Here is a 22,357-nt window from a genome sequence, read left to right on the forward strand (position 1 = left end):
CGGCCGGTGCTAGTCGCCGCGCTCGAACCGGAAGCCGACGCCCCGCACCGTCGTGATGTAGCGGGGGCTGCCGGCGTCGTCGCCGAGCTTGCGGCGCAGCCAGGAAATGTGCATGTCGAGCGTCTTGGTGGAACCCCACCAGTTGGTGTCCCACACTTCGCGCATGATCTGTTCGCGGGTCACGACCTTGCCCGCGTCGCGGACGAGGACGCGCAGCAGGTCGAACTCCTTCGTGGTGAGCTGCAGCTCCTGGTCGCCCATCCAGGCGCGGCGCGACTCGGCGTCGATCCGCACCCCCTGGACGATCGGCGTCTCGGTGCTGCCCCGGCGCAGCAGCGCCCGCACCCGCGCGAGCAGCTCGGCCAGCCGGAACGGCTTGGTCACATAGTCGTCGGCGCCCGCGTCAAGACCGACGACGGTGTCGACCTCGTCGGCACGGGCGGTCAGGATCAGGATGGGCACGCCGTGCCCCTCGGCCCGCACCCTGCGGGCCACCTCAAGGCCGTCCAGCTCGGGAAGGCCGAGATCAAGGACGATCAGGTCAACCCCGCCGCCGAGCGCCCGCTCCAGCGCCTGCGGGCCGTCCGGGCTGACTTCGACGGTGTACCCCTCGCGACGCAGCGCGCGGGCGAGAGGCTCGGAGATGGACGTGTCGTCCTCGGCGAGCAGTACTGAGGTCATGAACCGATCGTATGACCATTCTTGAACATTGCCCCGCCGCCGCCGCGCTCTTGACCTGCGGTTTGCCACTCATAGTACATCCCCGATCACCACATATCCGGCGCAATCCGGATGCTCCCGGCATTCGGCCGCCCGGGCGTGGCGCGGGTCGCGGCGAGGACGGCGGCGGACGCGGCGGGCAGTTCGACGAACGCCGATTCGGAATCGCCGAATTCGTCGGCGTCCAGGCGAATAGCCGGATCCGAGGCGAGCAGCAGCCGGGGGCGCGGCGCCCCGGGCGGGGCGGCGGGGAGCACGACGGGCAGCCCGCCGAGGTTCGCCGCGACGCACACCCGGCCGCGCCGCATCAGCAGCCAGCGGGCGGTGTCGTCGTCCACCTCGACGGTCGTCTCGGTGAGCCGGGGCTCGTTCAGCTCGGGCCAGGCCCGGCGCAGAGCGAGGAGCGCACGATGCCATTCGAGGAGGTCGCGATGGGGCGGGCGGTCGGGTTCGCTCCAGTCGAGGACGGAGCGCCGGAAGGTTTCCACAGCCTGTGGATCGGGGACCGGGCCCGCCCAGCCGTGCCGGGCGAATTCGCGGCGGCGCCCCTCGCTGACGGCGCGCGCAAGGTCCGCGTCCTGGTGGTCGGTGAAATAGCACCACGGGGTGGACGCACCCCATTCCTCGCCCATGAACAGCATCGGCGTGAACGGCGCGAGCAGGACGAGCGCCGCGCCCACCTTGAGCATCGACGGGGATATCCCGGACGACTCCAGGACGGTTCCGATCCGGTCGCCCGCCGCCCGATTCCCCACCTGGTCGTGGTTCTGCAGGAAGCCCAGAAACCGGTGCGCGGGCGTCTTCTGGACGTCGACCGGGCGCCCATGGCGCCGCCCCCGGTACGCCGACCAGTTCCCGTCGTGGACGAAGACGTTCGTCAGTGCTTTCTTGAGCGTCTCTAAGGGCCCGAAGTCGCAGTAGTAGCCCTGGCGTTCGCCGGTCAGCGCGGCGTGCAGCGCGTGGTGGAAATCGTCGCTCCACTGGGCGTCAAGGCCGTATCCGCCCGCCTCCCTGGACGTCACCAGGCGCGGGTCGTTCAGGTCGGATTCGGCGATGAGGAACAGTTCCCGCCCGAGGTGCGCCGACAGGCACGCCACGGCGCACGACAGGTCTTCCAGGACGTGGACGGCGCTGTGGTCGGTGATGGCATGGACGGCGTCCAGGCGGAGCCCGTCGAAGTGGTAGTCGCGCAGCCACATCAGCGCGTTCTGCACGACGAAGTCGCGGACCCCGTCCGAGCCCTCCTGGTCGAAATTCACCGCGGCACCCCAGGGGGTCGGGTGGACGTCGGTGAAATACGGGCCGTAGGAGGCGAGGCGGTTACCGTCCGGGCCGAGGTGGTTGTAGACGACGTCCAGGACGACGGCGAGACCGCGCGCATGGGCGGCGTCCACGAAACGCTTCAACCCGTCGGGCCCGCCATACGGCTCGTGCGGCGCCCACAGGTGAACACCGTCGTAACCCCATCCGTGATGGCCCGGGAATGCGGCGACGGGCAGCAGCTCTACGGCATCTATGCCGAGCGCGACGAGATGGTCGAGTTGCTCGGCCGCCGCGTCGAACGTCCCTTCCGGGGTGAACGTGCCCACGTGCATTTCGTAGAGGACGCTTCCCGGGAGCGGCCGTCCGTGCCAGTGCTGATCCGTCCAAGCGAACCGTTCGTGGTCGTAGACGCGGCTCGGCCCATGGACGCCGTCCGGTTGCCAGGGAGAACGCGGGTCGGGGAGCACGTCGTCGGCGCCGTCCAGAGCGAAGCCGTAGTCCGTGCCGTGGGCGGCGTCCGGGATCTCGGTGCGCCACCAGCCGGAATCGGAGCCGTCCATGGGGTGGCGCCGGGTGCCGCCGGTCGCCGCGCCGGTCACGACGTCCACGCGGCGGGCGCGCGGCGCCCACACCTCGAACCGGGTGCTCACCGGTTCATCTCCCTGGGGACGAGCAGCGCGACGGGCAGGTGCTCGAAGACCTTGGCGGCGTCCAGGAACGGGCCCATGTGCGTGCAGCCGGTGAGGACGTCGCGCCAGCCCTGGCGGCGGACGTCCACCCGCGTCCTGTGGTCCCAGCCGCCGCGCCGTTCCAGGCCGACGGGCAGGCGGGTGGCGAGCGCGACGGCGTCGCCGCGGGCGAACCCGACGACATGCTCGGCGGCGGGCCCGCGGGAGGCGATCGGCTCGTGCCCGGCACCGCGGCCGAACCATTCGGGGTGCGCGCGGCGCAGCCGCAGCGTCCGCGACGTCACCAGCAGCTTCTCGTCGTCGACCTCCTTCGGCAGCCGCCCGGTGTCGAGGCGGAAGAGGTGTTCGCGGCGGCGCCCGAAGTCGACCGGCCGCCGGTTGTCGGGGTCGACCAGCGACAGCCCCGTCAGCTCGCAGCCCTGGTACACGTCCGGGACGCCCGGCATCGCCAGCTGGACGAGCTTCTGCCCGAGCGTGTTCACGCGCGCGTAGGGGGCGAGCTTCCTGACGAACGAGGTCATGTCGGTGACCAGGTCGGGATCGGCGAGGACGCCCCGCGCGTACTCCAGGACGGCCTCCTCGTAGGCGAGGTCCGCGTCGAGCCAGGAGGTGCGTGTCTTGGCCTCGCGCATCGCCTTGATGAGGAACTCCTCCAGCCGCCCTGGGGTGAGGGGCCAGGCGCCGACGAGCGTCTGCCAGAGGAGGTATTCGAGGTCCGGCTCCAGCGGGGACGGGGCGGAACCCCAGTTCCGCCAGCGTTCCACTGCCTCCGTCCACTCGCCGGGCAGTTCCGACAGCACGGACAGCCAGGCCCGCACGTCCTCCTCCCGCTTCGTGTCGTGCGTGGACAGCGTCGTCATCGTGGACGGCCAGTCGCGAGCCAGCCTCATGCAGTGCGCGTGGAAATCCTCGGGGCTGACGGAGAACCGGTCCGGGGCGCCGCCGACCTCGTTCAGCGCGGCCATCCGGTTCCACCGGTAGAACGCCGTGTCCTCGACGCCCTTGGCGGCGAGCGGGGCCGACGTCTGCTGGAACCGCACGATGAACTCGGCGTCGGTGCGCTCACCGCGCCCTAGGGCCAGCTCTACGACGGTCTCCAGGTCTGGGTGCAGTTCTTCTGGCAGATGCGCCCGTGCACGGCGAGCGGCCTCGGCGAGGACGTCCACGGCCTGCTGAGGAGCGTCCTCCCCAGGGACGACGTACGCGCGGTAGACGGGCATGGCGATGAGCAGCTCGACCAGGGCCCGCTCCAGACCGGGCCTCCGCTCGCCGCCCACGATCCGCCGCAGGACGCGCACCAGCCGGTCGATGTCCGGCTTCAGCCCGTGCGACGCGACATGGAGGCGGGCGTCGCGTTCGACCTCGCCGAAGTCGCGCGGGCCGCCCGTCAGCGCCACGTAGTACTCGGTGAGCGGCTTCTCGCCCGCCGGGTCGACGAACAGGCCGCCGACCATGCCGAGCGAGTCGTAGCCGGTGGTGCCCGCGCACGGCCAGTCCGGCGGCAGCCGCTCCTCCCCTTCGGTGATCTTCTCGACCAGCAGCCAGGCGCCCGGGGCCGCGTCCGCCAGCCGCCGCAGGTAGCCGCGCGGGTCGGCGAGGCCGTCCGGATGGTCGACGCGCAGCCCGTCCACCAGGCCCTCCTCGACCAGGCTCAGCAGCAGCGCGTGCGTGCGCTCGAACACCTCCGGGTCCTCCTGGCGGAGCCCGATGAGCCCGTCGATGTCGAAGAACCGCCGGTAGTTCGGCTCGCCTTCGCCGCCGAGGACGATCCTCCCGCCGCCTGACGCCCAGTCGATGTCGAACCACTTGGCGAACGGCGAGCCGGCCCCGTCCGCCCCCTCGGCGAGGACGGCGGCGAGCGGCAGGTTCAGGTCGGGCGGCGCGGGGATCGCCATGTGGTTCGGGACGATGTCCACCAGCACCTTCAGCCCGTGCGCCCGGAACCGGGCCGCCATCGCGCCGAACGCCTCGGGCCCGCCCAGCTCGTCCGAGAGCCGGGAATGGTCGATCACGTCGTAGCCGTGCGCGGACCCGGGCGCGGCTTGCAGGATCGGCGACAGGTACACGTGCGACACGCCGAGGGACGACAGGTAGGGGGCCAGGGCGGCGGCCTCGGCGAATCCGAACCGCCCTTCCGGCGTCCCGCGGAGCTGGAGCCGGTACGTCCCGGTCGGCGGCGCGGCGATCCCGTCCGGCCCGGGGACGGCTCTGCTGTCTTCGGTCAGGGTCTGTTCGTCCAGGTGGTCCTCGGACACGGTCTCCTCATCGGGGGGTTCGTCGCCGGGGAGCGGTTCCTCGGGAGCGGGTTCGGCGGGGATGGCGTCGATGGGCATGGGCATGGCGGGCATGGGTTCAGCCGCGGCGCAGGACCTGGATCGAGCGGGCACCGACCAGGACGGTCTCCCGGGCCTTCGCGGCGGGCGAGTCCGCCTCGGTGAGCAGGGGGTCGGCGGTGTCGAGGGCCTTCGTCCACAGCTCCCCGTAGGCGGCGGGCGGGAGCGTGAACGTCAGGTCCCCGTCGTGGGCGTTGAACAGGAGCAGGAACGAGTCGTCGCGGACCCTCCTGCCCCGCCGGTCGGGCTCGGAGATCGCGTCGCCGTTCAGGAACACGGCCAGGGACTTGTTGAACCCGGCCGACCAGTCCGTGCCCGCCATCTCCGCGCCTCCGGGGGTGAACCAGACGAGGTCGGGCAGGTCCTCCGATCGCGCCGCGGCGCGGGTCTTCGCCGTCCGCTGGTCGCCGCGGAAGAAGCGCCGCCGCCGGAACACCGGATGCTCGGTGCGCAGCCTGGACAGCCGCCGGACGAAGCCGAGGAGCGTGCCGTGCTCGTCGAGCGCGCGGTCCGTCCAGTCGATCCATGAGAGTTCGTTGTCCTGGCAGTAGGCGTTGTTGTTGCCGCGCTGCGTCCGGCCGATCTCGTCGCCGTGCAGCAGCATCGGGACGCCCTGCGACAGGAACAGCGTGGTCAGGAGGTTGCGTTTCTGCCGTTCGCGCAGCGCGACGATCTCCCGGTCGCCGGTCGGGCCCTCGTGGCCGCAGTTCCACGACCGGTTGTCGTCGGTCCCGTCCCGGCCGCCCTCGCCGTTGGCGTCGTTGTGCTTGCGGTCGTAGGAGACGAGGTCGTGCAGCGTGAAACCGTCGTGGCACGTCACGAAGTTGATCGACGCGTTCGGGCGGCGGCCGTCGTCGGCGTACAGGTCGGACGAGCCCGTCAGCCGGGACGCGAACTCCGGCATCGCGCCCGGCTCGCCGCGCCAGTAGTCGCGCATCGTGTCGCGGTACTTGCCGTTCCACTCCGTCCACAGCGGCGGGAAGTTGCCGACCTGGTAGCCGCCCTCCCCCACGTCCCACGGCTCGGCGATCAGCTTCACCTGCGAGACCACCGGGTCCTGCTGGACGAGGTCGAAGAACGCCGACAGCCGGTCCACCTCGTGCAGGTCGCGGGCCAGCGTCGCGGCGAGGTCGAAGCGGAACCCGTCGACGTGCATGTCCGTCACCCAGTACCGCAGCGAGTCCATGATCAGCTGCAGGACGTGCGGGCTGCGCATCAGCAGGCTGTTCCCGGTGCCCGTCGTGTCGGTGTAGAAGCGGGGGTCGTCGTCGGCGAGCCGGTAGTAGGCGGGGTTGTCGATGCCGCGGAACGACAGCGTCGGGCCGCGATGGTCGCCCTCGGCGGTGTGGTTGTAGACGACGTCCAGGATCACCTCGATCCCGGCCGCGTGCAGCGCCTTCACCATCGCCTTGAACTCCAGCACCTGCTCGCCCCGCCGCCCGGACGAGGCGTACCCGTCGTGCGGCGCGAAGAAGCCGATCGTGTTGTAGCCCCAGTAGTTGCGCAGGCCACGGTCCACAAGCGCGTGATCGTGGACGAACTGGTGCACCGGCATCAGCTCCACCGCCGTCACCCCGATCGACCGCAGATGATCGACGATCACCGGATGGGCGAGGCCCGCGTACGTGCCGCGCAGCTCGGGCGGGACGTCCGGATGCCGGGCGGTGAGGCCCTTCACATGCGCCTCGTAGATCACCGTCTCGTGGTACGGGATGCGCGGCGGCCGGTCGTCGCCCCAGTCGAAGTAGGGGCTGACCACCACCGACCGCATCGTGTGGGCCGCCGAGTCGGCGTCGTTACGGGACGACGGATCGCCCAGGTCGTAGCCGAAGCAGGACTCGTCCCAGTCGACGGCCCCCTCGACGGCCAGCGCGTACGGGTCGAGGAGCAGTTTCGCGGGGTTGCAGCGCAGCCCCCGGCGCGGCTCGTACGGGCCGTGCACCCGGAACCCGTAGCGGTGCCCCGGCATGACGCCGGGCAGGTACCCGTGCCAGACGAAGCCGTCCACCTCCGGGAGCGTGAGCCTGGTCTCCCGGCCCTCGCCGCCGGGCGCGGGCCGGTCGCCGCCGTCCGACGGGTCGCCGAACAGGCACAGCTCCACCCGCTCGGCGGCCTCGGAGTAGACGGCGAAGTTCGTGCCCGCCCCGTCGAACCGGGCGCCGAGGGGGTAGGCGTCGCCCGGCCAAACCTGAGCCACTGTCCCGCCCTCCGTCCCTGCGGCCCGCGAGTCTCGTGCGACGCGAGCCCGCACCGCGGCGCGCGCGTGGGAAGCCCTTCCCCGTGAGGGGTGGATCACACCGATCGGACGAGCTCTGGCCAGAACGGACTAACCTGAGCTACTTTAGGGGAGCCTAACCTTAATGAGGGTGCCCTAAGCTCGCCTGGTCAGGAGGGAGACGGGGGGCACGAACCGCACGAAGGGGTCCATCGGCCGAATGTACGTCTGCATCTGCAACGCCGTCACGGAGGACGACGTTCACGGCTGCATGGCGAGCGGATGCCGTACGGCCAAGGAGGTCAAGGCCGCCTGCGGCTTCAAGCCGGCGTGCGGGACGTGCACCAAGCGCATCCACACCATGGTCAGCGAGTACCGGACCGCCAGCGAGCTCGCGGACGCCCTGACCGGCGGCCCGGCCGACCTGGCGGCCGTCCCCGACCGGGGCCCCGAACCGATCATCGCCGAGACCGCCGAGACCCTCGAAGGGGGCGCCGCTTCGCAGACCGCGGCCTGAGCCTTCCGGGCCCCCGCACGGCCCGCCCGCGACGGGCGGACACGCGCCTTGCGGGGGGTTAGTGCTGTCCTGAAACCACCCACCATGGAAGCATGGGGGTCATGGAAGGCGACAGGGAAATCATCGCGCTGCTGAACGAGCAGCTCACCGCGGAACTGACGGCGATCAACCAGTACTTCCTGCATTCCAAGATGCAGGCGAACTGGGGCTACACCCGCATCGCCGAGCACACCCGCGACGAGTCCTTCGACGAGATGAAGCACGCGGAGCGGCTGACCGACCGGATCCTGTTCCTGGAGGGCCTGCCGAACTACCAGAAGCTCGGCACCCTGCGGATCGGGCAGACCGTCTTCGAGCAGCTGGAGGCGGACCTCGCCGTCGAGCTGGAGGCCGTGGCCCGGCTGCGGCCCGGCATCGAGCTGATGCGCTCGCGCGGCGACGTGACGTCCGCGCGGATCTTCGAGGACATCCTCGCCGACGAGGAAGAGCACATCGACTACCTGGAGACCGAGCTGAGCCTCGTCCAGGCGCTCGGCGAGCAGAACTACCTGCAGCGCCTCACCGACGCCCCCGGCGAGGACTCGATCAAGCCCGTCTGACCCCCCGCCAGGCCCGGCTAGGGTGCGTCGGGCGCCGCGGGCCCGGTGCCGGCGGCGCGGCGCAGCACGTACGGCTGGATGATGCCGAGCCCCTGGACCGGACGGCGCACCAGCCGCGTCACCTCGTACGCCCGGCTCGACTCCAGCCGCGCGGCCAGCTCGCCGTCGATCACGACGGAGCCGGGCCGGGCCATGGACGTGAGCCGGGCCGCGAGGTTCACCGTGGTGCCGAACAGATCGCCCATCAGCGGCACGACGGGCCCGTGCGCGACACCGACCCGCACGTCCGGGACCTCGGTCTCGTCCTGGATGGCCGCCGCGACCGTCAGCGCGATCTCCGCGCCGACCTCCGGTGTCTCCGCGCTGAACAGCACCTCGTCGCCGAGCGTCTTCACCAGGCGGCCGCCGCAGGAGGCGATGATGTCGGCGGCGGTCTCCTCGAACCACTCCACGATCCGGGCCAGCTCGATCTCCTCCAGCTCCCGGCTGACCTGCGTGAACGACACCATGTCCGCGAACCCGACGGTGGCCGGGGTGCGGCCCGCCGGGTCGCCGTTCTCGCGGGTCGCGGCGGCGGCGAGGGCGCGCGTCCCGGCCGCGGCGAGCTGCCGCCGCCAGGCGTGCACGACCAGCGGCTCGAACTCCCCGATGTGCTTCTCGGCCACGTCCACGATCGTCTGGACGGCCTCGGCGGACGGCGTGTCGTGCGGATCCTGCGTCAGCATGCTGTGCAGCAGGCTGACCTGCCACTCCGCGAGCCGGGTCATGGTCTGCCCGAACGCCCGGACGAGCCGGATCACGCCCTCCTCGTCGAGGACGCCGTCGTCCATCAGGCGGCGGATGCGGTCCAGGGCGGCGATGTCGCCCTCGGTGTAGGCGACGGTCTCGTCCGGCATCGACGGGTAGCCGAACGCGCGCCACACCCGTCCGGAGAACTCCCGGGAGACCCCGGCCAGGCGCACGGCGTCGACGCGGTTGTACCGCAGCTCGCCCCCGAGCAGGAGCTCTTCGATCTCCTTCGGATCGGGCATTCCGGCCGCCATCTTCCGCCCCTCAGCCGACCGCCGCCATGGGCCGCGGCGACGGCGTCGTGAATCGGTATCCGGACATATCGTCGCAGATCAGCAACCGCTTCATTGCGGGGACCGCCGATGCTCTTCGCCTGTTCACCGGACGTGCACCACGTCACCGGCGCTGATCGCGCGCTCCCCGCCAGGTCCGGCGACGACGAGCCGTCCCGCGCCGTCAACGTCGCGTGCCGTGCCGGTCAGGGACTCGTCACCGGGCAGCTCCACCCGCACCTCGCGGCCGAGGGTGGCGCACAGGTCCTTGTAGGCGGTGCGGAGCCCGCTGGTCTCCGGGTCGCCGTCGAGCGCCGTCCACTCCCGGTACCAGGTCGCGAACTCGCGCAGGATCGCCCGCAGCAGCGGCGCCCGATCACTCAGCGGCGCGCCCTCGATCGCGAGAGACGTGGCCGTCTCCACGGGCAATTCGTCTTCCCGAAGCCCCACATTCAGCCCCACACCGACAACGACGCCGTCCCCGGCCTTCTCCACCAGGATCCCGGCCAGCTTCCGGCCACCGGCGAGCAGGTCGTTGGGCCACTTGAGCCGGACGTCCACGGCCACGTCGCCGCCCCGCCCGTCCGCGCCCTCGCCGAGGAAACGCTCCCCGGTCTCCGACCAGGCCGTCATCCGGCGGACGGCGGTCGCGACGGCGACGCCGGTCAGCAGCGGCGCCCAGCCGAGCATCGGCACCGGCACCCGCGGGCGCAGCAGCATCGAGAACGTCAGCCCCGACCGCGCCGGGGCCGTCCAGGCCCGGCCGAGGCGCCCGCGGCCCGCCGTCTGCAGCTCGGTGACCAGGACGCTGCCCTCCGGCGCCCCCTCCGCGGCCCGCGCCGCGAGGTCGGCGTTGGTGGAGCCCGTCTCGGCCACGACCCGCACGTCCCGCCACAGCCCGCCGTCCCGGACGAGCGCGCGCCGCAGCGCCGCCTCGTGCAGCGGCGGCCGGTCGAGATCCCCATAAGGTGAGTCGCTCACCCGCCCCATCCAACCCCACGGCCACGACGATCGTTAGGGTGCCCGTCATGGATGGTGTGACGCTGCGGCGCGACGGGCATGTCGCGGAGATCGTGCTGGACCGGCCGGAGGCGCTCAACGCCCTCTCCACGGCGATGGCGCGGCGGCTCGCCGCGGTCTGCGCGGAGGTGGCGGCGGACGCGTCCGTCCGGGCGGTCGTGCTGAGCGCGGCCGGGGAGAAGGCGTTCTGCGTCGGCGCCGACCTCAAGGAGCGCAACGGGATGACCGACGCCGAATTCCTGGCGCAGCGGCCGGTGACGCGGGCGGCGTACAACGGCGTCCTGAACCTGCCGCAGCCGGTCGTCGCGGCCGTGCACGGGTACGCGCTCGGCGGCGGCTGCGAGTTCGCGCTGTCCGCCGACCTGATCGTCGCGGACGAGACGGCCGTGTTCGGGCTGCCGGAGGTGAGCGTCGGGCTCGTCCCCGCCGGCGGCGGGACGCAGCTCGCGCTGCGCCGCCTCGGCCCCGGCAAGGCCGCCGACCTGGTGTTCACCGGCCGCCGCCTCGGGGTCGACGAGGCCGTGGAGTACGGCCTCGCCGACCGGAAGGTGCCCGCCGGAACGGCCCGTGAGGAGGCCCTCGCGATCGCCGGCGCGATCGCGCAGAACTCCCCGGTGGCCGTCCGTGCCGCCAAGCGGGCCATGCGCCTCGGCGGCGGCGTGGGCCTGGAGGCGGGCCTCGACCTGGAGGAGAACGCCTGGCGGACCGTCGTGTTCTCCGCCGACCGCCGCGAGGGCATCGCGGCGTTCAACGAGAAGCGCAAGCCCGTCTGGCCGTCCTAGGCGGTGCTCCCGAGGCCGTCGCGCGGCCGCAGCCCGAACCAGACCAGCGCGACGGTCACGAGCGTCAGGGCCACGATCACGCCGAGCGCGAGGTGGATGCCGGCCAATCCCGTCCCCTGCGTCGCGGCGACCGCGCCCATGATGGGGATGCCGACGGTCAGCGCCACCTGCTGGGTCATCGAGGTCAGGCCCGTCGCCAGGCCCTGCTGCTCGTCCGGCAGGCCCGACGTCGCGGTCACCGTGAACGCGACGATGGCGCTGACATGCCCGAAGAACCCGATGAACAGGGCCGGGATCAGGACGGCCAGCGCCAGCCGGTCGGCCCCGAGGAAGATCAGCGGGACGGTCGCCAGCCCCTGCACGGCCAGGCCCGCGACGAGGACCCCGCGGCTGCCGAGGCGCCCGACGACCCGTCCGGCGATCACCCCGGCGGCCACGGACGCCAGCCCAGGGACACCGAAGACCAGCCCGGTGACCAGCGGCGAGAAGTCGAGGTGCCGCTGCAGGTAGAGGGTCATCAGGAAGATCATCGCGGGTTCCAAAGCGAAGATCATGAACCCGGCGTAGTTGCCCCATTTCACGGTGGCCCGCTTGAGGATGTGCACCGGGGCGAGCGGCGCGGGCGAGCGAAGCTCGATCACCCAGAACGCGGCCAGGAGCAGCACCCCGGCCCCGGCGGCCGGGACGCTCCGCTCGATCACCGCGTAGATCACGGCCAGCAGCCCACCGGACACGGTGACGGCCCCGGGCAGGTCGAGCCGCGTTCGTCCCGGGGCTCTGCTCTCATGGATCAGGACGGGCGTCGCCGCCAGGATGACCACGGCGACGGGGACGTTCACGAAGAACGCCGCTCGCCAGCTCAGCAGGCCGACGAGGGTCCCGCCGACCAGCGCGCCGACGGTGAAGCCGCCGGACAGCAGCGCCCCGTTCAGGCCGAGGACGCGCTCGCGCAGCGCGCCCTCGGTGAACGTGGTGGTGAGCAGCGACAGCGTCGCCGGGATCGACATCGCGGTGGCGAACCCCTGCAGCGCCCGCGCCGTCAGGAGCATCTCCGGATTGACGGCGAAGCCGCCGAGCAGCGAGGACCCGACCAGCAGGGCCATCCCGGCGACGAACAGCCTGCGGCGGCCGAACAGGTCCGCCAGGCGGCCGAACACGAGCGCGAAGCCCGCGGCGGGCAGCGCGTACGCCGAGGTGATCCAGGGCAGGCCGGTCAGCCCCAGCCCGACGCCCGCGCCGACCTCCGGCAGCGCGACGTTCAGGATCGAGAAGTCGACGGCCATCGTGAACCCCGCGCCCAGCAGGACGAGCAGCACCATCCGCTGCCTGCCCGTGAACCGCGGCGGCGCGAGCCTCGTACCGGCCGCTCCGCCCGTGAGGGCGGCGCCGCCCGTGGGGGCGCCGCCCGCCGGCGCGGCGCTCGTGTCGGCGGCGGTCATGTGCCGGAGCCGAGGTCGTCGGAGTACCCGGCCGCCAGCCGGGGCCACTGGGACGCGGGACGTCCGCCGATGCGGAAGAACCCGCCGTCGATCGAGCCGTCGTGCGGCCAGCCCTCGGGAGAGTCCTCCCACTCCTCCTGGCGCCCGTAGACGGTCATGTCCATGAGCGGGTAGCTGTTGTCGAGGGCCTCGACACCGCGGCCGTTCGTCCAGTAGGTCTCGAAGACGCGGTCGCCGTCGCGGAGGTAGGCGACCAGGTGGAACATGCCGACCTGGCGTCCGACCAGCAGGGTCTCGGCGGAGTCCTGGGCGGAGTACCAGGGCATGGTCCAGCCCATGAAGTCCCGGTACCGGACGCTCTCCTCGTACGGCCCCTGGCAGAGCGTCGCGTAGGTGATGCCCGCGGCGTGCAGGTAGGACAGCTCGCGGACCTTGCCGTTGTAGTACGTGCAGCCCTCGCACTGCTCGGCGGCGGGACGGCCCTCGTACCACATCATGTAGTAGGCGATCAGCATCCGGCGCCCCTCGAACGCGTCCAGGAGCGTGACCGGCCCGTCCGGTCCGACCAGCGGCGTGGTGGCGTCCACCTCCACCATGGGCAGGCGGCGCCGGGCGGCCGCGATGGCGTCGCCCGCGCGCGTGTGCGCCTTCTCCCGCACCCGCAGCTCGTCCAGCCGGGCCTGGAAGGTGGCACGGTCGGTGATCTCGGGCATCGGCGGTGTCTTCTCGGTGCTCATCGGGGTTTCCTCCCTCTCAGTTGGACTTTCGCCCCACCGACGAAGGACACCCGCCCGGGATCGACATCCCCGGCAAAAATTTCGTTCAGAGTTCGCGAAGGCGCCCCGCGAGGAAGCGGCGGTCGGCCTCGGTAGGCGCGAGCTTCAGCGCCTCCTCATACGCACCCTTGGCCTCCGCGACGCGCCCGTCCCGGCGCAGCAGGTCGGCGCGGGTGGCGGGCAGCAGGTGATAGCCCTCCAGCCGCCCGGACGCCGCCACCTCGTCGACCAACTTCAACCCAGCCGGTATGCCGTCCGCCATGGCAACGGCCACGGCACGGTTCAGCTCCACAACAGGAGACGGCGCCACCCGCCCCAGTTCCTTGTACAGGTTCGCGATCTGCGTCCAGTCCGTGCTCGCCGCATCCGGCGCGGTCGCGTGACAGGCCGCAATGGTGGCCTGCAACTGATAGTTCCCAGCCCGCCGCATGGCCAGCGCCCGGTCGAGCACCGCGACTCCCTCAGCGATCAGCTCCCGGTCCCACCGTGACCGGTCCTGGTGCTCCAGCGTGACCAGCACGCCACCGTCCTTGCGCGTCGCGCGCCGGGCCTCGTGCAGCAGCATCAGCGCGAGCAGCCCGCCCGGCTCCGGCTCCCCCGGCATCAGCCGGACGAGAACGCGGGTGAGCCTGATGGCCTCGGCCGTCAGCGCCCGCCGCTCGTCCTCCTCGTCGTAGCCCTCATTGAAGATCAGGTAGAGCACCGCGAGAACGGCCGCGAGCCGCTGCGGCAGCAGATGGGCGGGCGGGACCCGGTACGGAATCCCCGCCTCCTTGATCTTGCGTTTGGCCCGGACGAGCCGCTGCGCCATCGCAGGCTCCGCGGTCAGGAATGCCTTGGCGATCTCAGCGGTGCTCAGCCCGGCCAGCGTGCGCAGCGTGAGCGCGACCCGGGCCGGGAACGGCAGCGCCGGATGGCAGCAGGTGAAGATCAGCCGGAGCCGCTCGTCCGGGATGTCGTCCTCGGGCCCCTGGTCCGGCTCGCGGGCGAGCACGGCGAGCTGCCGAAGCTTCGCCGCGCCCGCCGCGTCCCGCCGCAGCCGATCGATCGCCCGGTTGCGGGCCGCCGTCGTCAGCCAGGCCCCCGGCCTGCGCGGCACACCGTCACGCGGCCAGCTCGCCAGAGCGAGGGCGAACGCGTCCTGCGCGCAGTCCTCGGCGAGGTCCCAGTCGCCCGTCATGCCGATGAGCGTCGCGACGACCTGGCCCCACTCGTCCCGGTACGCGGCGTCGACCGCGTCCCGGACCGGGTCGTTCATTCCCAGACGGGACGGATCTCGACCCCGCCCCGGCGCGCGTAGGGATGGCCGGCCGCGATCTCGATGGCCTCGTCCAGGTTCGCGCAGTCCACGATCACGACGCCGCCGACGAAGTCCTTGGTCTCGGCGAACGGCCCGTCCGACACGAGGGTCTCCCCCTGGCGGACGGTGACGGTGGTCGCGTCCACCACCGGCCGCAGCCGCACCCCGACGATCTCGGCCCCGCGCCGCCGCAGGTCGGCCTCCCAGGCCCGGTGCACCGGATCGGCCGCGAGCTCCTCGTTGCTCGGCGCGTCCTTCTCGTCATCGCAGATCAGCAGCACATACCTCATGCCTCCGATTCTCCACGACCCCACGCCGCGGGTCCCGGCCTTCGGGCGTCGCGTGCGCGCTCCGCACCCCGCTCGCCGCGATCCGCGGCTACCTCCAACTGTCGGGCAAGGGCATGCTGGACGGCCCGCAGCGCGACCGGGCGATGGCGCGCATGGCCGCCGAGACCGACCGGATGGCCCGCCTAGGGGACACCTGCTCGCTCTCGCCCGCCTAGACCAGACCCCCGAAATGCACGCCACCCCCGCACCCGGACGAACGATCAGGCGTTCAGCCCCAGCACGGTTAGCAACGCGGCGTCCACCGCACGCAGTTCGTCGAAGGACAGAGTGCCGACAGGCTTACCAAGCCGCTGCGGGTCGACGGCCGCTGTCTGCTCGGCCAGAACCCGTGCGGTCTTGCCCGCCACCTCCACCTCGGGGCGGAAGGATGCCGGGCGTGCGCTGGTGGATGTGGGCGCGACGAGCCAGGTGGACAGCGGCAGCAAGTCCGACTGCACCACGACCGCGTACCGGCGGCCTTGCTGCTCATGCCCCTTGGCCCCACGAGGGCTCTGGAATTCGTAGACGTCACCACGCACGCAGGCTCTCCATGTCCGTGAGGACGGCTGCGGCTTCGGCACGGTCATCCGGATCGGCCGCCAGGGCCTCGGCCTCAGCCCGGAGTTTGTGAGCACGGCGCCGCTGGGCCGCCTCCTGGATGGCTTCGCGAATGGCGGCGGACCGGTCGACACCATCCTCGGTGAGCTCATTCAGGGCCCGTTCGGTCTCCTCATCAGCCCTGATCGTGATAGTCGACATGAGGAAAGCGTAACACACTACGTAATACAGACCGTACTACGTCGCGTGAACCAGCGCTGGAAGCCGACAGCCGCGCTCGTCGCTCATCGCCCTACTGTCCCCAGGCATGTCAAAGCCCCGGCCACTTGGCCGGGGCATACTCATGGGGGTCAGATGTCCAGTTCGTCCCGCTTCACGCGGGCGACCAGGCGGGCGAAGCTCTCGGCGGAGAGCGTCAGGTGCCCGCTGGGAGGGGCCTTGCTGTCGCGCACGGCGACACCTTGGCCCAGATCGGCGACCTCCACGCAGTCGCCGCCGTTGCCGCTCCGGCGGCTCTTCCGCCAGACGGCGCGGGAGAGATCCACATTGGTCATGTCCCGCATCTCCTCAGTTCTGACTCACGCTAGGTCATCGGCCGCGCGAGTGATCATGGACAGCGACTCGTCGGGATCGAGCGCTTTGGCTATGAGGTAGTTGAACATCAGTGTATAGCGCTCGATTTCCGGCGCCTCCTCCAGATAGAGGCTGCCGGTCTGGTTCTCCAGGTAGACCACATCGGGGTCGCTGGCCTCCGGAAAGTTCAGAATCCTGAACGATCCCTCCATGGCGGGGTGCGCTCCTGCCTTGAACGGAAGGACTTGCACGCTCACGTGAGGCTGACGTGCGAGTTCCACAACGTGTCGTAGCTGGTCGCGCATCACTTCCTCAGACCCGACGACTCGCCGGATGACGGCTTCGTTCACTACCGCCCAGAAGCTCAGCGGGCTCTCTCCAGTCAGTCGCTCCTGACGGGTCAAGCGCACCTCGATCTTGTGCTCGATCTCATCCTCGTTGCCCGCCGCGGGTGCGGCGTGCAGGAACGCCCGGTAGTAGTCCGGGGTCTGCAGCAGACCAGGCATGAGCTCTGACTCATACGCCTGGCTCGAAGCCGCCTCGGCCTCCAGGCCCACGAAGAACTGGAACCAGCTGGGGATCGCTGAGCCGTAGGAGTGCCACCAACCGCGCTGCCGGGCCTCGCGAGCGAAGGCGAGCAACACCTCGCGCTTCTCGGCGTCCACACCGTAGAGGTCCAGCAACGCGCGCAGGTCAGTCGGGCGGATACGTCGCTCACCTGTCTCCCATCGGCTGATCGCCGACGAGCTGAAGTCGCCTTCGGACCGACTCACAACCTGCTCGATCGTCAGACCGCGTTCCTCACGCAGACGGCGCAGCTCGTAGCGCAACCGGCGACCGCGGACCGTCGGACTCGGACGTATCGGCACGAAGCCACCTCCGTTTTGGGGAATTGCCAATTGGGACTTGCCAAGAGCGTAGCCCAGGAGCCACGCTTGACGAAGTCATAGCTTGCCAGCATCACAGACCGCATGTATGCGGTTCTGGTGAGTTACGAACGTCATCGGACTGGCGGTGACGTGGCGGAAGGAGGCGGCCCTGGGCCGGTGCTTACCCCACCGCGCCCAGGGCCTTGCCCGACTGGAAGGAGTCGGACCAGTGAACGATGGTACGGGCACGCCGCTGGAGCGGTTGGCGGCGCAGCTGACGCGACGAGGCGTCCGTGTGGACGTGCCCGAGGGGACGCTCGTGGCGAGGTGGTCGTGATGGACTGCGAACGCGCCACCGTCAGGCTCGGCACCGGGCTCGACGTGAGGATCCCGGCGGCGCAGACGGCTCCGGGGGAAGTCCGGACGCTGGTGGAGTCGCGACTCGTCTCGTGGGGGCTGGTGGTCCTGCGCGACGACGTCACGCTGATCGCCAGCGAGCTGGTCACGAACGCGATCCGGCACACGTCCGGGCCGGAGATCCGCGTCCGGTTCACACGCGAGGCGCGCGGGGTGCTCCTGGAGGTGTGGGATTCCTCGGGCGTCCTGCCGATCCCGAAGCGGACGGCGGAGAACCTCGCCGGTGACCTGGCCCCGGACGCCGAGGCGCTGGAATGCGAGGACGGGCCGGGCGGCAGAGGTCTGCCGATCGTGGGCCTGTTGTCCTCGGAGTACGGGGTGAAGGCGACCGAACCGGCCGGCAAATGGGTCTGGTCGCGCGTGAGCGCGTGAGGGATCGAGCGGCGAGAACTCATGGGAAGGTGCCCGGAGATGGGTGTGCGTCAGGCGGTTGGACGCTGGCAGGCCGTGCTTCGGTGGCGGACGCTCCTGGGGGACGAGGCGGCCGTCCAAAACCTGGAACTGCTCGCGGTCGCGCTGAAGCCCAAGGGCTGGCGGTGCGTGGAACTGTACGAGAAGGAGGAATTCGGGTTCCCGGTTCCGCTGCTGTGGGCGTACGCGAGCGGCGCGGCGGAGGACGTCGGTGCCGTGGTGACCGTCCGAGCAACGCCGGGCGGCACCTGGAGCTACTTCGAGGCCGGGAAGGGGCGCGGCGGCTACCTGTCCCCGTGCGGCGACGCGACAATGGCGGCCGACCGCATCGACCGCCTCCTGAAGTACCGAATGTTCCCCAACGAAGAATGGACCTGATCCCCGCTGAGCCCCGTCCACCTACGCGGAGAACCGGCGGTAGCCCTTCGTCGCGCTGTCTGCGTGGCTGCTGGTGTCGGCTCCGTTCGGGCGATCGGCCGGGGCCCGGTGGCCGCCGCCGGGTTCCCGGACGTTGGTCAGGTCGCCAGGAATTCGAGCAGGTCGGTGTTGAAGCGGTCCTTGAAGCCGGGGACCATGGCGATCCCGTGCGACCCGCCCTCGTAGACCTTCAGCTTCGCGTTGGGGATGATCTCGGCGGACTTGCGGGCGGTGGCGTCGATCGGGACGATCTGGTCGTCGTCGCCGTGAACAATCAGCGTCGGGATGTCGAACCGGTGCAGGTCCTGATGGAAGTCGGTCTCGGCGAAGGCGGTTACGCAGTCCACCCCGGCCTTGATGCTCTCCTGCATGGCCATGAACCAGAACGCGTCCTTGTTGCCCTGGGTGGCCGGGGTGTTCGGGCGGTTGGCGCTGAAGAAGCCGTCGGCGGTGTCCTTCCAGAACTGCGACCGCTCGTTGAGGATGCCTTTCTTGATGTCCTCGAACACCTCCGCGGGCACGCCCTCGGGGTTGGTGTCCGTCTTCAGCATCAGCGGCGGGATCGCCGACAGCAGGACGGCCTTGGACACCCGGTTGGTGCCGTGCCGGCCGATGTAGCGGGCCAGTTCCCCGCCGCCCATCGAGTGCGCCACCAAGGCGACGTCCCACAGGCCGAGCGCCTCGATGAGGTCGTCGAGGTCGTCGGCGAAGGTGTCGAAGTCGTAGCCGTCCCAGGGCTGGCTGGACCGGCCGTGGCCGCGCCGGTCATGCGCGATCGCGCGGTACCCGTTCTCGGCGACCGCCTTCATCTGGTCTTCCCAGGCGTCGGCGTTCAGCGGCCAGCCGTGGATGAACAGCACCGGCCGCCCGCGGCCCCAGTCCTTGTAGTAGATCTCGACGCCGTCACGCGTCTTGACGAAACCCATCGATCCCCCCAGCGAACACGATGGAACTTCGGTGGCCTCCCCCGGGCCACCAAGGGATTCGCTACCCCTTCGTCCCGCATGAAACGTCTGTCCAAGGTCCGGGGTCAGGTGAGGGGTTTGGCCATGTGGACGATGTAGCGGCCGTTGATTTCCTCGCGGGTTGTTTCTTGGTAGCCGAGGGACTTGTACAGCTCGATGTTCCTCGTCATTAGTTCGTTGGTGTAGAGGCGCAGGCTCGGCAGGGTCAGCGCGCGGGCGTGGTCTTCGGCGAAGGCCAGGAGGGCGCGGCCTATGCCCTTGCCGTGGTGGACGGGGGCCACGGCGACGTTCTCGATGAGGAGCGCGTCGGTCTCGGGGATCAGAACTATGAGGCCGTCTGGACCTTCGCCGGTGACGAATACGTGGGCTGAGCTGATTAGCGCGGCGTAGTCGGCGTCCATGGGGATGGGACGGGCGCCGATCAGTTCCGCCCACGGGGTGTAGGCGGCTTCGACTATCTCTTCTATACGTGGCTGGTCGGACGGGGTGGCTGGTCTGATCATGGTCAGCCCGTGTTCTGGAGACCGGCGGCTACGCCGTTGACGGAGAGGAGGAGCAGGGCCTCTAGGTGGGTGCGTTCTTCGTCATTTGTTACGCCCTTGCGGAGGGCCTTCAGGGCTCTTAGTTGGAGGTGGGAGAGGGCGTCCACGTAGGGGTTGCGTAGTTCTACGGCTCTGGAGAGGACGCGGCGGTTCTCTAGGAGGCGTTCGTGGCCTGTGACCGCTAGGACAAGGCGGCGTGTGCGGTCGTATTCGGCGAGGACGGTTTCGGTGAGTTCGGGGCGGTCGCCTAGGGCCAGGTAGCGCTCGGCTATCGCGCGGTCTGACTTGGCCAGGCTCATCTCGGCGTTGTCTAGGAGGGTGTTGAAGAGCGGCCAGGTTTCGTAGGCGTCGCGGAGTTCGGTGAGGTCGGCTCCGTCGGCGGACACGGCGGCCAGGCCGCTGCCCAGGCCGTACCAGCCGGGGAGGTTGACGCGGGTCTGCGTCCAGGCGAACACCCAGGGGATGGCGCGCAGGTCCTCCAAGCCCCGGGCGGCCTTGCGGCGGGCCGGGCGGGAGCCGATACGGAGCTCCGCGATCTCCTCCAGGGGGCTGACCTGGGCGAACCAGATGGCGAAGTCGGGGGTTTCGATGAGGGAGCGGAAAGCCGTTCGGGCGGCTTCGCTGATCTTGTTGGCCAGGGGGCGGAAGCGGGTTGCCGCTTCGCGGGCTCGGTCTTGGACGGCGGTGGTGGAAGCTAGGAGGATCGCGCTTGTCACCTGTTCCACGTGGCGCTTGGCGATCTCGCCCTGGCCGTAGCGGGCGAAGATGACCTCGCCCTGCTCGGTGACCTTGAAGCGGCCCGCGACGGAGCCGGGGGCCTGGGCGAGGATGGCGCGGTTGGCGGGGCCGCCGCCGCGGCCGAGCGAGCCGCCTCGGCCGTGGAAGAGCGTGAGCTTGATGTCGTTGCGGGCCGCCCACGCGGCCAGGGCTTCCTGGGTGTCGTAGAGGCGGAGGGTGGCGCTGGTGGGGCCCAACTGTTTCGCCGAGTCGGAGTAGCCGAGCATTACCTCTAGGCGTCGGTCTGTGTCGGCTAGGCGGTTTTGGACGGCGGGGATGCGCAGCATGCCGTCCAGGACCGAGGGGGCTCGTTCCAGGTCTTCGCCTGTCTCGAAGAGGGGGATGACGTCGAGGGTGGGCGCTGACTCGCCTAGTGAGGCCGCTAGAGCGTGGACGTTCGCGATGTCGTCGGCGGAGCGGGTGAACGAGACGATGTAGCGGTGGCAGGCGCGGACGCCGAAGCGCTGCTGGATCCAGGCCACGACGCGGAGCGTCTCCAAGATTTCTTCTGTCATCTCGGAGAGCGGGCCGCCCGCCGTCAGCTCTTGCAGGGCTTGCTGGTGGAGTTCGGAGTGCTGGCGGATCTCCAGTTCGGCCAGGTGGAAGCCGAATGTCTCCACCTGCCAGATCAGGTTCTGGACGCGTCCGTACGCCTGGCGGGGCGCGCCTGCGCCTGCCAGGGACTCCTGGACGAGGCGGAGGTCGGTCAGGAGGTCGTCGGCCGTGGCGTAGGCCAGGTCGGCGTCGCGGTCGCGGGTCGCGGCGATGCGGGACGCGGCGTGGAGGAGGAACTGGCGGTGCGGCTCGCCCGGCGAACGCTTGGCGATCTCGCCGATCAGGTCCGGGTGCGCGGTGCGGGCGGCGGCCAGGGCGGTGCGGAGGTCCGCCGACGCGGGCGTGGTGTCCTCGTGGACGGTCAGCTCGCGGCCTATCCGCGCGCAGGCGTTCTCCAGGGCGCGCAGGACGTGATCGGCCTGGATCATGATCGCGTCTCGGGTGACCTGCGCGGTCACGTAGGGGTTGCCGTCGCGGTCGCCGCCTATCCAGCTACCGAAGCGCAGGTACGGGCGGGCCTTCGGGGGGTGCGTGCCGGAGTTCCCGAGGGCGCGGTCCAGGGCTCGGTAGACGTGCGGGACGGCGCGGAAGATCGTCTCGTCGAACGCGGCCATCGCGGTGCGGACCTCGTCCAGGGGGTCCATCTGGGCGGCGCGGCGCAGGGCCGTCCGCCAGAGGAGGTCGATCTCCTCGCGGAGGCACCGCTCGATCTCCCCGCGCTCGGTCGCGCCCGGCGCGCCGTTCAGGCGGGTCATCAGGTCGCTGATCCGCTGGATGGCGGTGACGACGGCGCGGCGGCGGGCCTCGGTGGGGTGGGCGGTGAAGACGGGGCGGAACTCCAGGCCGCCGACCAGGTCGTCCACGCGGCCGTCGCTCGCCTGGATCTGCTGGACGGCCGCCGCCACCGAACCCGGGACCGTGTCGCCGGTGTCGCGGTCGCGGAGGGTGCGGATGCGGTGATGTTCCTCCGCCAGGTTCGTCAGGTGGAAGTAGACCGTGAACGCGCGGGCCACTTGTTCGGCACGTTCCAGCGTCCAGCCGTCGACCAGGGCCGCGACGTCGTTGATGGGAGTCTCGCCGCGGCGGGCCGCGATCACCGCGTGCCGGAGGCGTTCGACGTCGTCCAGCAGGCCGGGGCCGCCGTACTCCACCAGGCTGTCGCCGAGCATCGCGCCCAGCAGGCGGACGTCGCGGCGGAGCAGTTCGGGCATGTCCTGCCGGAACGTGTCG

The 22,357-nt window shown here is 70.8% G+C and carries 22 protein-coding genes; 5 read left to right on the forward strand and 17 right to left on the reverse strand.

Annotation, left to right across the window (positions count from 1 at the left end):
* Nucleotides 1-9: 9 nt before the first annotated feature.
* The 4 genes from E1264_RS06100 to glgX all read right to left on the reverse strand — a co-directional run bounded on the left by E1264_RS06100 (nt 10) and on the right by glgX (nt 7,202).
* Nucleotides 10-681: a response regulator transcription factor gene (locus E1264_RS06100; RefSeq protein WP_019629095.1), complete on the reverse strand. Its 672-nt coding sequence runs from the start codon at nt 679-681 to the stop codon at nt 10-12.
* A gap of 86 nt (nt 682-767) precedes the next feature.
* The gene (gene treZ, locus E1264_RS06105) at nt 768-2,633 is read right to left on the reverse strand and encodes a malto-oligosyltrehalose trehalohydrolase (protein WP_132170432.1); all 1,866 of its coding nucleotides are present in this window, start codon (nt 2,631-2,633) and stop codon (nt 768-770) included.
* The gene (gene treY / locus E1264_RS45170; RefSeq protein ID WP_243710778.1) at nt 2,630-5,011 is read right to left on the reverse strand and encodes a malto-oligosyltrehalose synthase; all 2,382 of its coding nucleotides are present in this window, start codon (nt 5,009-5,011) and stop codon (nt 2,630-2,632) included. The genes treZ and treY overlap by 4 nt, the downstream gene beginning before the upstream one ends.
* Before the next feature lie 13 nt (nt 5,012-5,024).
* Nucleotides 5,025-7,202: a glycogen debranching protein GlgX gene (glgX, locus tag E1264_RS06115; RefSeq protein WP_132170434.1), complete on the reverse strand. Its 2,178-nt coding sequence runs from the start codon at nt 7,200-7,202 to the stop codon at nt 5,025-5,027.
* Between the two features lie 238 nt (nt 7,203-7,440).
* On the opposite strand from glgX, the gene E1264_RS06120 reads away from it, so the two are divergent.
* Both E1264_RS06120 and bfr read left to right on the forward strand, forming a co-directional pair.
* Nucleotides 7,441-7,737 (forward strand): (2Fe-2S)-binding protein, encoded by a 297-nt coding sequence (locus E1264_RS06120; RefSeq protein ID WP_132170436.1) that lies wholly within the window; start codon nt 7,441-7,443, stop codon nt 7,735-7,737.
* 101 nt (nt 7,738-7,838) lie between these two features.
* Nucleotides 7,839-8,336 carry a bacterioferritin gene (gene bfr / locus E1264_RS06125; protein ID WP_132170494.1) on the forward strand — a complete coding sequence of 166 codons (498 nt, stop codon included), beginning with the start codon at nt 7,839-7,841 and terminating at the stop codon, nt 8,334-8,336.
* A gap of 17 nt (nt 8,337-8,353) precedes the next feature.
* On the opposite strand, the gene E1264_RS06130 is transcribed toward bfr, so the two are convergent.
* Together E1264_RS06130 and E1264_RS06135 are read right to left on the reverse strand one after the other, a co-directional pair.
* Entirely contained in the window at nt 8,354-9,367 is a 1,014-nt protein-coding gene (locus tag E1264_RS06130; protein ID WP_132170438.1) for an adenylate/guanylate cyclase domain-containing protein, read from the reverse strand.
* 135 nt (nt 9,368-9,502) lie between these two features.
* Nucleotides 9,503-10,378: a biotin--[acetyl-CoA-carboxylase] ligase gene (locus E1264_RS06135; RefSeq protein WP_207935744.1), complete on the reverse strand. Its 876-nt coding sequence runs from the start codon at nt 10,376-10,378 to the stop codon at nt 9,503-9,505.
* 47 nt (nt 10,379-10,425) lie between these two features.
* Here E1264_RS06135 and E1264_RS06140 point away from each other — a divergent pair, with 47 nt between their 5' ends.
* Entirely contained in the window at nt 10,426-11,199 is a 774-nt protein-coding gene (locus E1264_RS06140; protein ID WP_132170442.1) for an enoyl-CoA hydratase-related protein, read from the forward strand.
* Here E1264_RS06140 and E1264_RS06145 read toward each other — a convergent pair.
* From E1264_RS06145 to E1264_RS06185, 8 genes are all read right to left on the reverse strand, one after another.
* A complete protein-coding gene (locus E1264_RS06145) occupies nt 11,196-12,638 on the reverse strand; it encodes an MFS transporter (RefSeq protein WP_132170444.1) in 1,443 nt (480 codons plus the stop codon). The two genes, E1264_RS06140 and E1264_RS06145, sit on opposite strands and share 4 nt — an antisense overlap.
* Nucleotides 12,635-13,375 carry a DUF899 family protein gene (locus E1264_RS06150; protein ID WP_132170446.1) on the reverse strand — a complete coding sequence of 247 codons (741 nt, stop codon included), beginning with the start codon at nt 13,373-13,375 and terminating at the stop codon, nt 12,635-12,637. Before E1264_RS06150 ends, E1264_RS06145 begins: the two co-directional genes overlap by 4 nt.
* An 85-nt stretch (nt 13,376-13,460) precedes the next feature.
* Nucleotides 13,461-14,672 carry an RNA polymerase sigma factor gene (locus E1264_RS06155; RefSeq protein ID WP_132170448.1) on the reverse strand — a complete coding sequence of 404 codons (1,212 nt, stop codon included), beginning with the start codon at nt 14,670-14,672 and terminating at the stop codon, nt 13,461-13,463.
* Complete coding sequence (locus E1264_RS06160; protein ID WP_132170450.1) at nt 14,669-15,004, reverse strand: YciI family protein; 336 nt, start codon at nt 15,002-15,004, stop codon at nt 14,669-14,671. Before E1264_RS06160 ends, E1264_RS06155 begins: the two co-directional genes overlap by 4 nt.
* 260 nt (nt 15,005-15,264) lie before the next feature.
* Nucleotides 15,265-15,582, reverse strand: a complete 318-nt coding sequence (locus E1264_RS06170) for a type II toxin-antitoxin system PemK/MazF family toxin (protein WP_132170452.1) — start codon at nt 15,580-15,582, stop codon at nt 15,265-15,267.
* The gene (locus E1264_RS06175; protein WP_132170454.1) at nt 15,572-15,802 is read right to left on the reverse strand and encodes a ribbon-helix-helix protein, CopG family; all 231 of its coding nucleotides are present in this window, start codon (nt 15,800-15,802) and stop codon (nt 15,572-15,574) included. The genes E1264_RS06170 and E1264_RS06175 overlap by 11 nt, the downstream gene beginning before the upstream one ends.
* 149 nt (nt 15,803-15,951) lie before the next feature.
* Entirely contained in the window at nt 15,952-16,155 is a 204-nt protein-coding gene (locus E1264_RS06180) for a DUF397 domain-containing protein (RefSeq protein WP_132170456.1), read from the reverse strand.
* A gap of 24 nt (nt 16,156-16,179) precedes the next feature.
* Complete coding sequence (locus E1264_RS06185; RefSeq protein ID WP_132170458.1) at nt 16,180-17,004, reverse strand: helix-turn-helix transcriptional regulator; 825 nt, start codon at nt 17,002-17,004, stop codon at nt 16,180-16,182.
* A gap of 375 nt (nt 17,005-17,379) precedes the next feature.
* Here E1264_RS06185 and E1264_RS06190 point away from each other — a divergent pair, with 375 nt between their 5' ends.
* Both E1264_RS06190 and E1264_RS06195 read left to right on the forward strand, forming a co-directional pair.
* Nucleotides 17,380-17,832, forward strand: a complete 453-nt coding sequence (locus E1264_RS06190; protein ID WP_165964033.1) for an ATP-binding protein — start codon at nt 17,380-17,382, stop codon at nt 17,830-17,832.
* A gap of 39 nt (nt 17,833-17,871) precedes the next feature.
* Nucleotides 17,872-18,249 (forward strand): hypothetical protein, encoded by a 378-nt coding sequence (locus tag E1264_RS06195; RefSeq protein ID WP_132170462.1) that lies wholly within the window; start codon nt 17,872-17,874, stop codon nt 18,247-18,249.
* 137 nt (nt 18,250-18,386) lie between these two features.
* Here E1264_RS06195 and E1264_RS06200 read toward each other — a convergent pair whose 3' ends face one another.
* From E1264_RS06200 to E1264_RS06210, 3 genes are all read right to left on the reverse strand, one after another.
* A complete protein-coding gene (locus E1264_RS06200) occupies nt 18,387-19,214 on the reverse strand; it encodes an alpha/beta hydrolase (protein WP_132170464.1) in 828 nt (275 codons plus the stop codon).
* Between the two features lie 104 nt (nt 19,215-19,318).
* The gene (locus tag E1264_RS06205; RefSeq protein ID WP_132170466.1) at nt 19,319-19,756 is read right to left on the reverse strand and encodes a GNAT family N-acetyltransferase; all 438 of its coding nucleotides are present in this window, start codon (nt 19,754-19,756) and stop codon (nt 19,319-19,321) included.
* 2 nt (nt 19,757-19,758) lie between these two features.
* On the reverse strand, nt 19,759-22,338 hold the full coding sequence (locus tag E1264_RS06210; RefSeq protein ID WP_243710781.1) for a phosphoenolpyruvate carboxylase: 2,580 nt from the start codon (nt 22,336-22,338) through the stop codon (nt 19,759-19,761).
* Between the last annotated feature and the right edge of the window lie 19 nt (nt 22,339-22,357).

Source organism: Actinomadura sp. KC216, assembly GCF_004348535.1.
Classification (GTDB): domain Bacteria; phylum Actinomycetota; class Actinomycetes; order Streptosporangiales; family Streptosporangiaceae; genus Spirillospora.